This window comes from Flavobacterium soyae (assembly GCF_021245985.1).
Taxonomy (GTDB): domain Bacteria; phylum Bacteroidota; class Bacteroidia; order Flavobacteriales; family Flavobacteriaceae; genus Flavobacterium; species Flavobacterium soyae.
On record NZ_JAJQXA010000020.1, the window covers coordinates 30,338 to 45,119 of the forward strand.

A 14,782-nucleotide genomic window follows, 5' to 3' on the forward strand; every position below is an offset into this window, starting at 1 on the left:
TTTAATAGTTTTTTGGATTATTTTTATAGTTAATATCCAGGGTTTTGCGGTAAACCAACTGGGTCAATATTTCTTTCACTCTGTGGAATCGGATAGAGATTGTTTTTTTCAGATACTGAGTTTTTAGCTGTAACTTTTTTGATTTCTGTAACCAATGTTCCCCAGCGAACTAAGTCAAACCAGCGTTGTCCTTCCTGAACAAACTCTTTTTTGCGTTCTTCCTGAATAGCAGCTCTAAAAGTGGTTTGGTTTAATCCAGCTAAATCTACAGTAGTATCTGGAGTGTTAATAGGTTTTCCGTAAGCTCTTCTTCTTACTTGGTTAATCAATTCATAAGCTTCTGCAGTTGGTGCACCTTGCTCATTTATGGCTTCTGCCAATGATAATAAGATGTCTGCATAACGAATTAAAGGGAAATTGATCGCTACGTTTGCCGGAGTTGCCAAATTGGTTAAATCCAGATATTTTTTAAAGATTGGTTTAGGGAAAGTATAAAGCGTTCCGGTTGTTGGGTTAAGCAGCTGTTTAGCATAACTTACATCTCTACGCGTATCTCCAGCTTCATAAATATCATAAAATAAAGATACGTCTGAGATAATATCGGCAGGTTCAGTTGCAGTAAATCCTGTAAAAGATGTGGCCTGAAAAGTACTTCCACTTGATCCGTTTCCTGCTTGGTTTGGCTCAAACTGAACAGAGAAAATATGCTCTTTTCCGTTCTTTTTCGTTTTTGTAAAAATGTCCTGAAAATTTTCGAATAAAGCATAACCATACCCGCCATTGATTACTTCTCTTGCTTTTAAAATAGCATTTGCATAATCTTTTCTGGTCAAATATACTTTTGCCAAAATAGCTTTTGCAGCTCCAGAAGTCGCACGTCCGGCATCTGCAGCAGTATAAACTGCAGGTAAGCTTTCGGCAGCAGTTAAATCTGAAATAATTTGCGCATACACATTATCTACAGATTCTCTTCTTGATTTTAAACTTTCTAACTGAATAGAAGTTGGTTCGTGCAAAACAATTGGAACTCCGCCCCAAAGACGAACTGCCTGAAAATAAAGTAATCCGCGGATAAACTTAGCTTCATTGATTAATCTTGTTTTTACCACTTCAGATCCAGATACTTTTGGGATATTATCAATAGAAACATTGGCTCTGTTGATACCGGCATAAATTTGTCTCCACGCCACCTGAACACGGTCTGAAGTAGCATCGTGCGTTAAACTGCTCAAAGCTCTAACCTGCGGGTTTGTAGCCGAAACTCCTGCTGCCGCATAATCTGTAGCCATGTCAGTTAAAAAATAAAGGTTTCTACCAAATAAACTCTGCTCTCCCGGATCAAGGCTTAATGAAGCATAAACCGCAGTTACACTCGCAACGGCATCATCCTGGGTGATGAAATAATTATCTTCGGTTACAAAAGAGGTTGGTGTTACCTCCAGATCTGTGCACGATACCAATAGTCCGGCACTTAAAAGGAATGTTATTATAATCTTTTTCATTTTGATATATTTTTTTACTTAGAAAGTTACGTTCAAGCCCGATATGAATGTTTTTGAGTTTGGATAAGAACCAAAATCAATTCCCGGATATAAGTTGTTTTGTTCGTATGAACTTACCTCCGGATCATAACCAGAGTATTTTGTCCATGTAATTAGGTTTTCTGCAGAAACATAGAATTTCACGCTTTTTGCGCCCAGTTTTTTAGAAACGCTTTTAGGTAAAGTATAACCAAGTGTGATTAATTTTAATCGTAAGAAAGAAGCATCTTCAACATAACGCTCAGAAACAATTCCTAACGGAGAACTTGTTGCTCTTGGAATTTCATTACTTGGGTTTGTTGGCGTCCAGCGATCTTCTAAAGTCACATTAGCATTTGTTCCAAGAGTTGAAATTTCTAATTGTTGATTTAAAGCGTTGAAGATTTTTCCTCCGTAAGAACCTTGGAAAGAGAAATTTAAATCAAAATCATTGTATGAAATCGTGTTGCTGAAACTTCCAACAAATTTTGGCTGCGATGAACCTAAATCTCCTTTATCAAGAGCAGTAATTACACCGTCTCCGTTTGTATCAACATATTTTCTGTCTCCCACTTTTGTGTTCGCTAAACTGTTGATTTTTGGCTGTGTATTCACTTCTTCCTGAGTTTGGAAAATTCCATTTGTTCTGTATCCCCAAAAAGTTCCTAATGGTAACCCAACTTTTACTGTAACTGGCTGCTGCTGCAATAAAGAACCGTTTGGTACTACAGGGAAAAACTGATTTACTCCGTTTCCTATAGCTACAACTTTATTTCTGTTAGCAGAGAAAACAACATTAGAGTTCCATGAGAAATTTTCTGTTTTTAGGTTTTCAGTCGTTAAACCAATCTCGATACCTTTATTTTCGACACCCCCAATATTTTGAAGTACACTCGCATATCCAGAAGTTAACGGCACCGGAACGCTAATTAATAAATCGTTTGTTTTTTTGTAATACACATCAAAAACAAAATTGATTTTTCTGTCTAATAATGATAAATCTAAACCAACATTATACTGGTTTGTTTTTTCCCATTTCAAATCAGGATTTGCCAATCGGGTAGGAGCAAGTCCAGTGTAAATTGTTCCTCCAAAAGAATAGTTTACAGATCCCATTTGAGCTAAAGCTAAATAGTTTCCAATCTCTTGATTTCCTGTTGTTCCGGCAGTAAGTCTAAGTTTAGCCTCAGTTACACCTTTAATGTTGTTTGCAAACTCTTCATCAGTAATATTCCATGAGAAACCTGCTGAAGGGAAATAGCCCCAAAGTGACTCAGAACCAAATCTTGAAGATCCATCCGCACGGGCAGAAAGTGTAAAGTTGTATTTTCCTTTATAAGAGTAGTTAACTCTCGCCAGCCATGATTTTAAAACACTTTCAAACGCATCACTAGCAGGTTTTACCGCAACACCATCCTGAAGTGCATTATACGTATTGGCATCATTTACAAATGTATTAGCTCCGGCTGTAACCACTTCACCTTGCGTATATTGAAGTGTATAACCTCCTAAAACTGAGAACTTATGGTTTTCACCAAAGTTGGTATTATAATTTAAAGTATTTTCATTCAATACAGAACTTACCAATCTATCCCCAACAGATGCTGAACCTTTTGTTCCTGCACCATTTGTAGTATTTGCAGGCGCATAATAGTTTTGTTTTGTATTGATAACGTCGCCGCTTACAGCCACTTTAGCCGTTAGTTTTTTAGTGATTTTGTATTCTCCAAATAAACTGGTTAGAATCCTGTTGATTTTAGTTTCGTTAATAGTATTTTCCAAATCATTAATAGGATTTGGAACATAACCATTTACAGAAGTAGCGTAAATATTATTTTTTACATTATAAGTTCCATCTTCGTTTCTAATTGGCACTACAGGAGCAGTCAGTAAAACACTTACTAGAGGGTTTGGATTTCTTCCGCCGCTGCCGTTATTGGCTACACCATTTGAAAGTGAATTACTATAATTGGCATTGATACCAAATTTAAAGTTTTGAGAATAGTTTCTTTCGTAATTGATACGAAGAGAGATACGTCTAAAATCAGATCCTAAAACAATACCTTCCTGATCAAAGTATCCGGCAGAAACGGCATATCGTGATCTTTCGTCACCACCTGAAAAAGACAATTGATGGTTTTGAACAGGAGCAGCAGTTCTAAACGCTGCATCCTGCCAGTCGTAGCTTCCGGAAGTTTTAAAAGCTTCGATCTGTTCAGCCGAAAAAGAAGGAGCCTGACCAATACTTGCCTGAACATCATTTCGCAAACTTGCCCATTGACTGGCATTCATTACATGAAGTTTTTTAGAAATATTTTGGAATCCAAAATAACCCTGGTAAGAAATATTATCCTGTCCTTTTGTTCCTTTTTTAGTGGTAATAATAACAACTCCATTTGCACCACGAGAACCATAAATTGCAGTTGCAGAAGCATCTTTAAGAACTTCGATAGATTCAATATCAGCAGGGTTTATGGTTGATAATACGTTTAAACTTGCTCCGGCGTTAGAAACTCCTGCAGAACTGTTTGAGTTATCATTGTAAATTAAAATTCCGTCAACAACATACAAAGGTTCATTACCCGCCGTAATAGAGTTTCCTCCACGAATACGCACACTTGAAGAGGCACCCGGACGACCAGAACTTTGTGTAACTACTACACCGGCAACAGCGCCTCGTAATAAGTTATCTGCTGATGAAGTTACCTGAGATAGATTTGCTTTTGGAACAGAAGCTACAGAACCAGTAATGTCTTTTCTCTTTTGAGTTCCGTAACCCACAACAACTAATTCGTCCAGTTCTTGTCTTTCTTCTTTTAAATGAATCGTAACCGGATTTTTCTCAACTATAACTTCCAGTTTTTTATACCCAATGTAGCTTACGATTAGAGTGTAAGGAAATTTCTGGCCCGTTTGAAAATAAAATTTTCCTTCAGCATCTGTCTGTACACCGTGAGTTGTACCTTTAATTGTTACTGATGCTCCTATAATAGGCTGATTTGTAATGTCATCTACTACAGTTCCGTCGAGTTTAGACTGAATAAGCGGTGTTGTATTTTGTGCCTTAAATTGCAGGGATGTTAACAAAATTGTAACCCATAAAATGAGGTTTATATTTTTTTTCATTTCTTTGTAATGGTTTAAGTAATTAACAAGGCACCCTGAGAGCTGAATTTTCAGCACTCTGATTGTTTCCTTGATTTAGTGATAAATGTTCTTTAAGCCTTGCCATTTCTGTTGCCGCAGAAATGGCTTTTTTTATTTATAGCAGCAGGTTTGCATTGTTTTCATTTTAGTTATTTTTTAGTTGGTTAATTGTTTTCTTTTAAAATATTAGGTATATCCAAAATCCTTTTGCTGCAGTTTTATGCATCAATTAGATGATTGTATTTTCAATAAAAGTAATCTTGGCGGTGAAATTGAGATTTCGTTTTTTAGACTTAAAATTTAATCTAATAACGAACGGATTGCGTTGGTAATTAGCAACAGAAGCACATATAACAACAATTGTTATAAGTATCATTTTTTGGAAGAATATAATACGATATGCTTTCGGTTGTTTTCAAAATATAGTTCTTTGGTTTCGAATATTATTTTATTAACTCTACTAATCCTATAGACAAAGTTAATTTTAATATAATAAAAACCAAAAAATTAGTAAAGTTTTTTTTAAAACGATGCAAATAAATCAATTAAATTATTTTTATTTTATTTTTAAAAGATTGATTACAAGTGTTTTAGTTGTTGTTTTTTATTTTTTAAAATGTTAAAAATATTTTTTGCGTAATAATAAATTGTAATATTTTTCATTTAATTTGCTAGTTTTTAATGCCTTAAATTACTTTTTAAGCATTTAAAAAACACTCAAAAATGTCTTGAAAAGCACTTCAATTCAAAAAATTAGAAAAATACTTCAGATTTATAAAAACTACTTTTAGAGTTTAAAAGATTAATAATTAATGTTTTAATAGGTTTTTTTCTTAATTTTAATATATCCATATACAAACAGACTGAAATTTTATTCGCCAAAACATCGGAGTTATACACAATAAGTTTTTAATCATTAATTACTAAAAAGTATTTTCTATGGCAGATCTTTCACAATCACACCGCATTCTTTTTTTCAATACGTTAGCCTTTATGGTTTGTTTTGCCTGCTGGACGTTAAACGGCGTATTAGTTACTTTTTTAAACGACAGGGGAATTTTTGAATGGAGTGTAGTCGAAATTGGATGGCTGCTTGGGATTCCAATTTTAACGGGTTCAATTATGCGTTTGCCCATGGGAATCTTAACTGATAAATTTGGCGGAAAACCTGTTTTTTCCTGCTTATTGATTTTATCCTCAATTCCGCTTTTTCTATTACCATTTGCAGATAGTTTCTGGGCCTTTGCCATTTTAAGCTTTTTATTCGGGATGGTTGGGACCAGTTTTGCAATTGGTGTGGGTTATACTTCGATTTATTATCCAAAAGAATGGCAGGGAAGAGCTTTGGGAATTTTCGGAATGGGAAGCTCCGGCGCTGCACTTACCACTTTTCTTGCCCCGACATTATTGACCAATTTCTCTGAAACTGATCCTGAAAACGGCTGGAAATGGCTGCCTGTAATTTACGGAAGTGCTTTACTTTTAATGGGAATCGTATTTTTAATTTTTACAAAAAATAAAAAAATAGAAGCACAGTCTAAAACTGTCGGCCAATTATTAAAACCGCTTCAAAGTGCCAGAGTCTGGCGATTTGGATTATATTATTTTCTCGTTTTTGGTTCGTTTGTAGCTTTTTCACAATGGCTGCTTCCCAATTTTTTAAATGTATATCATACTACTTTAGTTATGGGCGGACTTTTTGCGGCTTTATTTAGTCTTCCGTCAGGCGTAATAAGAGCTTACGGCGGATTTTTATCGGATAGATTTGGAGCTCGAAAAGTGATGTATTGGGTTTTAAGTTCCTCTGTTGTTCTCAGCTTTTTATTGATGTTCCCAAAAATGGATATCACAACTTCAGGCTCCGGACTTGTAGCTTCAAAAGCCGGAACCGTCACCAAAGTTTCAGAAAATGAAGTTGTAGCAGGGGGTAAAACGTATCAAATTGCGCAGGAAGATAAAAATGCGGAACATAATAAATATTTTCCATCTAAAAAATCATGGCAGGAAGTTGTTGTCGAACAAAATCAGCAGATTCAAAAGAAAGATTTACTGGCAGAAGGAATCACACAAATTCATTTTGAAGCCAATATGTGGGTATATCTCGTTCTGGTTATTTTGATTGGTGCTGCATGGGGTATTGGCGCCGCTGCGGTTTACAAACACATTCCCGATTATTTCCCAAATGAAGTAGGTGTTATTGGCGGAATGGTTGGCCTTCTTGGCGGTCTCGGCGGATTTTTCGGCCCAATCATTTTTGGTTATCTTTTAAGTTTTACTGGTTTCTGGACCAGTTCCTGGATGTTTATTTTAGCGATATCCTTAATTTGTTTGATTTGGATGCATCGTATCGTAGTAAATCTCATGAAAGAGAAATCACCGGAATATGCAAAAGATATGGATCGAAAAAATTAAGTTTCATATTTATAATTCAAAGTTTACAAAAGAGGCTGTCTCAAAAGTTGGAGCAGCTTTTTTTATTTTACATATTACGTTGTTCCGTAGGAACATTTCATTGGTAGTTAAGTTTACATTAAAAACAAAGAAATAATTATAACCCGTTGGGTGTAATTAAAAAAAATCATTTAACACATAGAAACATAGGTTTATGTGTATAAAAGAATATAAAAAGAAACATGTTTCTAACACATAGTCCCGATAGCTATCGGGATGTGTTTTAAATAAGTGAAACGCCTTTTTTGAGAGTGTTAAATCTATGTTTCTATGCGTTTAAAAATAATTATACCCAATGGGTCAATTATAATAAAGAGCTGTCTTTACTTTTGAGTGTCTCTTTTTTATTCGATTAAAATGTAAAGCTTATTTCCAGTAGCTTAAGTTGTAATACTATTAAAGATAAAAATATCTTTTTCACATGATATATATCATTCTTTATAAGAAAGTGTCGCTTTAATTTTGTTTTGATAATTGAGGAACTATACCTCAATTAAGTCAAAAATTGATTAAAGTTTTATGAGCAGTTTATCTCAATCCCACCGAATTTTATTTTTAAATACTCTCGCTTTTACAATATGTTTTGCCTGCTGGACATTAAACGGAGTTTTAATAACTTATTTAACAGATAAAGGAATTTTCAATTTTACAGTAGTCCAAACCGGATGGCTGTTAGGAATTCCAATTCTTTCAGGTTCAATTTTCAGACTTCCAATCGGGATTTTAACAGACAAATACGGTGGTAAAATCGTTTTCTCAATTTTACTTTTATTATGCTCAATTCCACTTTTTTTACTGCCTTTTGCCAGTTCGTTTTTAAGTTTTGCTTTGCTGAGCTTTTTCTTTGGATTGGTCGGAACAAGTTTCGCAGTCGGAATTGGTTATACCTCAATCTGGTATCCAAAAGAATGGCAGGGACGAGCTTTAGGAATCTTCGGAATGGGAAATGCCGGAGCCGCAATTACCACTTTTATTGCACCAACTTTATTGAATTATTTATCTGAAAAAGACCCAATAAATGGCTGGAAAATGCTTCCTGTAATTTATGCCATTACGCTGGTAATCATAGGAATCTTTTTTATTGTTTTTGCAAAAAATAAAACCAATCCCGGAGTTTCAAAAACAATCTCACAATTAATGTCTCCGCTTAAAAACGTGCGTGTTTGGCGTTTTGGTGCTTACTACTTTTTAGTCTTCGGATTTTTTGTGGCGTATTCACAATGGCTTCTTCCCAATTTCATGAATGTGTACAGCACGACATTAGTTATGGGCGGAATGTTTGCAACACTTTTTAGTTTACCATCTGGAGTTATCAGGGCTTTTGGCGGCTATCTCTCAGATAAATTTGGAGCCAGAAAAGTAATGTATTGGGTTTTAGGATCATCAATAGCCATCAGCTTTTTATTAATGTTTCCAAAAATGGAAATCTACACCGCAGGCCCAGGCGTTTTGTCAATGAATAATGGAGTTGTAACAGAAGTTTCGGCAGATAAAATAATTGTAAACAACAAAACGCATCAAATCAATACTAAGGAAGATTCAGAAACAAACAAGGAATCTGTTTTTCCAGTAAAAAAATCATGGCAGGAAATTATTGTAAAACAAAATCAGGAAGTCAAAAAGAAAGAATTACTGGCAAAAGGAATTACACAAATTAATTTCAGCGCCAATCTTTGGGTGTATCTGGTTTTGGTAATTCTAATTGGTATTTCGTGGGGAATTGGAAAAGCTGCCGTCTATAAACATATTCCCGAATATTTCCCAAATGAAGTTGGGGTTGTTGGCGGAATGGTAGGTTTAATTGGCGGGCTCGGCGGATTCTTCGGCCCCATAATCTTTGGATATCTTCTCAACTATACAGGACTTTGGACGAGTTCATGGATATTCATTTTTATAGTTTCAGTGCTTTGTCTGCTATGGATGCACAGAACGATTATTAATGCCATGAGAAGTAAATCACCGGAGTTTACAAGAGAAATTGAAGACAAATAATTTAATAAAAATAGAAATAATGAAAACTTGGTTAGACAAATGGGAACCGGAAGATGAAGGATTTTGGAACTCTGGCGGAAGTAAAATTGCATGGAGAACATTAACAATAACAACATTAACATTAATCTTATCATTTGCCTCTTGGTTTATGATGAGCGTAATAGCCGTTAAATTACCCGGCTTGGGATTTAATTTTTCAAAAGATCAGCTTTTTTGGTTAACGGCAATTCCTGGATTAGCAGCCGGATTTCTTCGAATAATTCACACTTTTATATTACCCATATTTGGAACACGTCACGTCGTTTCTTTTGCAACAGCAATTAAATTAATTCCCGTAATCGGAATTGGTTTTGCCGTTATGGATGTAAATACACCTTTTTGGGTATTTGCTGTTTTAGCATTTACAACAGGTTTTGGAGGAGGTGATTTTTCATCTTACATGCCAAGCACAAGCCTGTTTTTTCCAAAAAGATTAAAAGGAACAGCACTGGGAATTCAGGCGGGCATAGGAAATTTTGGTGTTTCGATAGCACAATTTGTAACGCCGCTGATAATTAGTGTCGGGATTTATGGAGCGTCAACCGTATTTACAAGTGTAGATTCTAAAGAAGTTGTAACTGTTTTTCAAAACTCTACTGTAGAAAAACAAAAAGAGGTTTTTGCATCACTTGATGCAGAAATACAAACCAAAATACTTTCTAACGTAAAACAAAACGTAGTTGATTCAGTAAGTACAGCGGTACATTCTACAGATAAAACAATTGTTTTTACTTCATTGCCTGTAAAAGCAAAGGCAAAAGCAATCGCCAATGCAAACCCAAAACTGGCAGAAAAAATATTAAATCAAATCAATCTGGAAAATACCGCCGTTAAAAATACACCAATTTATTTGCAGTCAGCGGCATTTTGGTTTGCACCATTTTTAATTCTTTTAGCCATTGTAAGCTGGTTTTATTTGAGAAGTATACCAATGAAAGCCTCTATCAAAGAACAGCTGGATATATTTTCAAATAAACACACTTGGTACTGCACGATTACTTATGTAATGACTTTTGGAACTTTTGCAGGACTTTCGGCAGCTTTTCCTTTAATGATTAAATTTTTATACGGAGATTTTCCAAATGCACCAGATCCGTTAGTATATGCATTTTACGGGCCGCTAATTGGTTCAGCCAGCCGAATTGCTTTTGGTTTTGTGGCAGATAAAGTGGGCGGGGCCATCTTAACAACCATAACAGGTTTAGGAATTTTAGCCGGAGCTGTAATTTTGGTAACACAAGGATTAGTTGCGCCAACAAGCATGGATCAGTTTCCACTTTTTGTAGCCGTAATTCTGGGAATGTTCTTCTTTACCGGAATTGGAAACGCAGGAACTTTTAGACAATACCCAATTATTTTTGCCGAAAATCAGCGTCAGGCAGCTGGAGTTATTGGCTGGACAGCTGCAATTGCCGCATTTGGACCTTTTATATTTTCTAAACTAATAGGAAATAATATTTCTGCTAATGGTACTGTAAATCAATTTTTTATTGGTGTTTGTTTTTTCACTATATTAGCTACAGGTATCAATTGGTGGTTCTACAATCGTAAAAATTGCGAGAAACCAAGTTAAAAAAGTAATCATTAAATTAAAAATTAAGGATGAAAGATAAAACATACAATACCAAAGCCTTACTTGTTGCAACACTAGTTTCTATACTTACAATTATATTGGTGTTTTACGGATCAAGACAATTACAAAACTTTGATGCAGCATTAGTTACCTATTTATTCGGAACCGTTTTCGCCTTCTTCGGAATCGTGTATCGGTATACCGTTTGGCTGCAAAGACCTCCAACGTGGATGTATTTTAAAAGAAGTCTTAAATTTCTTTTTACTGGAAAAATAATTTCGCATTTATGGTTTCTGGGGAAAGAATCCGTTCAAAACATTGTCGTTCAAAAGTTTATATACCCAAGAAGCAAATGGCGCTGGTTTGCCCATTTTTGTATAGCAATAGGATGTTTATCGGCTTTTGCCATAACAATTCCGCTAACATTTGGATGGATTCACTTTACGCTCGCACCAAATTCAATTTCCATTTACGAAGCACATTTCTTCGGATTTAAAATGATGGATTTTCAAATAAATTCATTTCTGGCTTTTCTGATTTTCCATGCCTTAAACTGGTCATCATGGTTAGTAATAATAGGTTCTGTTTATTATTTAAGAAGAAGGTTAACCAACCCCGGATTAATTGCAACACAGACTTTTGAAGGCGATTTATTGCCCTTAATTTTATTAATCGCGATTTCAGTTACAGGATTATGTTTAACATATTCCTATCAATTCATGAAAGGTTTTGCATATGATTTTCTTGCCGTAATTCATGCCGTAACCGTAATTATGTTTTTGATTTGGATTCCGTTTGGAAAATTCTTCCATATCATTCAGCGTCCGGCGCAAATAGGAGCACATATTTACAAGCAGGAAGGAATCAAAAAAGGAATGGCAGTCTGCCCTCATACCGGAGAAGAATTTGCAACCCAGCTTCATATCAATGATTTAAAAATCGTAACCAAAGAACTAGGTTTTGATTTTACCCACGAAGACGGAACTTCTCACCTCGATTTAAGCCCAGAAGGAAAAAGATCCCGCCTGGCACAAGCACACTTAAAAGCCAGACAAGAAGGCGGAAATTTATTTGGATAATTATAAAGGTTTCAAGTTTCAGGTTTCAGGTTTCAAGTTCCGCACAGAACGTGAGACCTAAAACAAAACAAATAAAATTATAAAAGTTTCAAGTTTGAGGTTTCAAGTTTCACGTTCTATGAGCAAACTTGAAACATGAAACTTGAAACAAAACAAACAAAAATTAGACATGGCAAAACTACCCGTATCAACTGAAAAAATAATTGAAGCATTTGGTCCGCATTTAAATTATGCGCCTGTAGATGGTTACGATGGAAGAGACGAACCAGATGATGTTGTAAAAACACATTGCTGTTTTTGCGGAATGCAGTGCGGAATTCAGTTATTAGTGAAAGAAAATAAAGTAGTAGGTTTTGAACCGTGGATGGAATTTCCGTTTAACGAAGGACGTTTGTGTCCAAAAGGTGTTCAAAGATATCTTCAAAATAATCACCCAGACCGACTTTTACATCCGATACAAAGAGTAGAAGGAAAAGGGTTTGAAAAAGTTTCATGGGATGATGCCATGGATAAAACTATTTCTGAAATAAAACGCATTCAGGAAAAATACGGAAAACATGCATTCTCCATGTTATCTGGAGTTTCATTAACCAATGAAAAAAGTTATTTAGTTGGAAAATTTGCCCGTGTTGCTTTAAAAACAAGAAACCTCGATTATAACGGAAGACTTTGTATGGTAAGTGCCGGAGCCGGAAATAAAAAAGCATTTGGTTTAGACCGTGCTTCAAACAATTATTCTGATTTAGAATATGCCGAAGTAATTATAGTTACGGGAGCAAACATCAGCGAAACTTTCCCAACCCTAACACATTGGATTTGGAAAGCAAGAGATCGCGGAGCAAAATTAATTGTAATCGATCCAAGAATGATTCCGCTGGCAAGAACTGCCGATATTCATCTCGATGTAAAACCCGGAACAGATTCTGCTTTATATGGCGCAATGCTGAAATATTTGGTAGATCACGACATGCTAGATCATGATTTTATTGATAATTATACATCAGGATTTCAGGAAACAATCGATGCTGTTAAAGATTATACTTTGGAATGGGCAGAAGAAGTGACCGGAATTGACAAAGAAAAAATTAAAGCCGCCGCCGAGTTATGGGGAAAAGCTAAAACAAGCTTTTTACTGCACGCGCGCGGAATCGAACATCATTCAAAAGGTGTTGATAATGTTTTAGGCTGTATCAATCTCGTTTTAGCAACAGGAAGAATAGGTAAACCTTATTGCGGTTACGGAACAATTACCGGACAAGGAAACGGTCAGGGTGGAAGAGAACATGGACATAAATGCGATCAATTGCCTGGAAACAGAGATATTGAAAATCCCGAACATAGAAAATACATTTCTGAAGTTTGGGGAATCGATGAAAAAGATTTACCCGGAAAAGGACTCACCGCTTATGAAATTATAGAAGCCATTCATAGAGATGAAATCAAAGGATTAATTTCGATTTGCTTCAATCCGCTGGTTTCACTCCCAAACAATAATTATGTACGTTCGGCACTAGAAAAATTAGAATTTTATGTTTGTATCGATTTCTTTTTGAATGAAACTGCAAGGCATGCCGATATTGTTTTGGCAGGATCTTTACAGGAAGAAGAAGAAGGAACAACAACTTCTGCAGAAGGAAGAGTGATCAGAATCAGGCAAGCGGTTACGCCTCCGGGAGAAGCACGAACTGATACTTCGATTTTATTAGAAATTGCAGAACGTTTGGGCGAAAAAGATAAATTCACGTACGATAATAGCGAACAAATTTTCAACGAACTGCGTGTCGCTTCAAAAGGCGGAACAGCAGATTATTTCGGAATCACCTATAAAAAAGTAGAAGATAATATGGGCGTTTTTTGGCCTTGTCCAACAGAAGATCATCCCGGAACACCAAGATTATGGGAAGATAAAAAGTTTAAAACCCCAGACGGAAAAGCGCATTTTAATCCCGCACCTTATAAACTTCCGGGCGAAGTTACCGATGAAGAATATCCAATAACATTAACAACAGGCCGTGTAGTTTCACAATATTTAAGCGGAACCCAAACACGCCGAATTGGAAAACTGGTAGATCAGTTTCCAGAACCAATGTTAGAAATTCATCCTGAATTAGCTGCAAAATACAGAATCAAACAAAGAGAATTAGTAAGAGTGGCAACGAGAAGAGGCGAAGGAACTTTTCCTGCAAATATTGTAGAAACCATTAGAAAAGATACCGTTTTTATCCCATATCACTGGCCGGGACATAAATCGGCGAATCAATTAACGCCGGGAACTTTAGATCCAATTTCTAAAATTCCGGAGTTTAAAGTCTGTGCCTGTTTATTAGATCCTCAGGGAAAAATAGCGCCGCCGGCCAAAGAATCTGAAGCGTATGCAAGTGTTTAATCTATAAAAAAGGAAGTTATGAATTTGACCAATTTTAATACAAACGAAGAGTTTTTTGTAGATATGCAGCGCTGCATTGGCTGTAAAGCCTGCGAAATGGCCTGTGCCGAATGTGAAACCAACGGCCAGCAAACCTTAATTAGCGTGAATTATGTAGATCGTTCGTCGACAATTCAAACCACAGTTCAGGTTTGTATGCACTGCGAAGATCCGGTTTGTGCCAATGTATGTCCGGCCGATGCAATTTCGCAAGATGAGTTTGGTATAGTACATACTGCAAATACCGAAAGATGTATAGGATGTTCGAACTGTGTTATGGCTTGTCCTTTTGGAGTTCCGAAAAAAGTCGAAGAATACGATTTAATGATGAAATGCACGATGTGTTATGACAGAACTAGCGTAGGCAAAAAACCAATGTGCGCCACAGTTTGTCCAAGCGGTGCATTGTTTTACGGAACAAGAGAACAAATCGAAGAAATGAGACCGAATAGTACGCCAATCAATAATTTTATTTTTGGACAGGAAAAAGTCAAAACTAAAGTCAATATTATGATGCCAAAAGGCAGTACCGAATTAAGAATTTATTAAACCAGAA

Annotated in this window: 8 protein-coding genes; 6 read left to right on the forward strand and 2 right to left on the reverse strand. The window is 35.8% G+C overall.

Features of this window, described 5'->3' with window-relative positions:
• Nucleotides 1-29: 29 nt before the first annotated feature.
• Both LUU93_RS19030 and LUU93_RS19035 read right to left on the reverse strand, forming a co-directional pair.
• Complete coding sequence (locus tag LUU93_RS19030) at nucleotides 30-1,502, reverse strand: RagB/SusD family nutrient uptake outer membrane protein (RefSeq protein ID WP_232682734.1); 1,473 nt, start codon at nucleotides 1,500-1,502, stop codon at nucleotides 30-32.
• Nucleotides 1,503-1,520: 18 nt separating this feature from the next.
• Nucleotides 1,521-4,646 carry a SusC/RagA family TonB-linked outer membrane protein gene (locus LUU93_RS19035; RefSeq protein WP_232682735.1) on the reverse strand — a complete coding sequence of 1,042 codons (3,126 nt, stop codon included), beginning with the start codon at nucleotides 4,644-4,646 and terminating at the stop codon, nucleotides 1,521-1,523.
• A gap of 960 nt (nucleotides 4,647-5,606) precedes the next feature.
• Here LUU93_RS19035 and LUU93_RS19040 point away from each other — a divergent pair.
• From LUU93_RS19040 to LUU93_RS19065, 6 genes are all read left to right on the forward strand, one after another.
• On the forward strand, nucleotides 5,607-7,079 hold the full coding sequence (locus LUU93_RS19040) for an MFS transporter (RefSeq protein WP_232682736.1): 1,473 nt from the start codon (nucleotides 5,607-5,609) through the stop codon (nucleotides 7,077-7,079).
• Between the two features lie 558 nt (nucleotides 7,080-7,637).
• Nucleotides 7,638-9,110, forward strand: a complete 1,473-nt coding sequence (locus LUU93_RS19045) for an MFS transporter (RefSeq protein ID WP_232682737.1) — start codon at nucleotides 7,638-7,640, stop codon at nucleotides 9,108-9,110.
• 19 nt (nucleotides 9,111-9,129) lie between these two features.
• Nucleotides 9,130-10,722 carry a magnesium transporter MgtE N-terminal domain-containing protein gene (locus tag LUU93_RS19050; protein WP_232682738.1) on the forward strand — a complete coding sequence of 531 codons (1,593 nt, stop codon included), beginning with the start codon at nucleotides 9,130-9,132 and terminating at the stop codon, nucleotides 10,720-10,722.
• A 29-nt stretch (nucleotides 10,723-10,751) separates the two neighbouring features.
• A complete protein-coding gene (locus tag LUU93_RS19055) occupies nucleotides 10,752-11,801 on the forward strand; it encodes an MFS transporter (protein ID WP_232682739.1) in 1,050 nt (349 codons plus the stop codon).
• Nucleotides 11,802-11,970: 169 nt separating this feature from the next.
• Entirely contained in the window at nucleotides 11,971-14,187 is a 2,217-nt protein-coding gene (locus tag LUU93_RS19060) for a molybdopterin oxidoreductase family protein (protein WP_232682740.1), read from the forward strand.
• Between the two features lie 18 nt (nucleotides 14,188-14,205).
• Complete coding sequence (locus tag LUU93_RS19065; RefSeq protein ID WP_073484995.1) at nucleotides 14,206-14,775, forward strand: 4Fe-4S dicluster domain-containing protein; 570 nt, start codon at nucleotides 14,206-14,208, stop codon at nucleotides 14,773-14,775.
• Nucleotides 14,776-14,782: the final 7 nt, after the last annotated feature.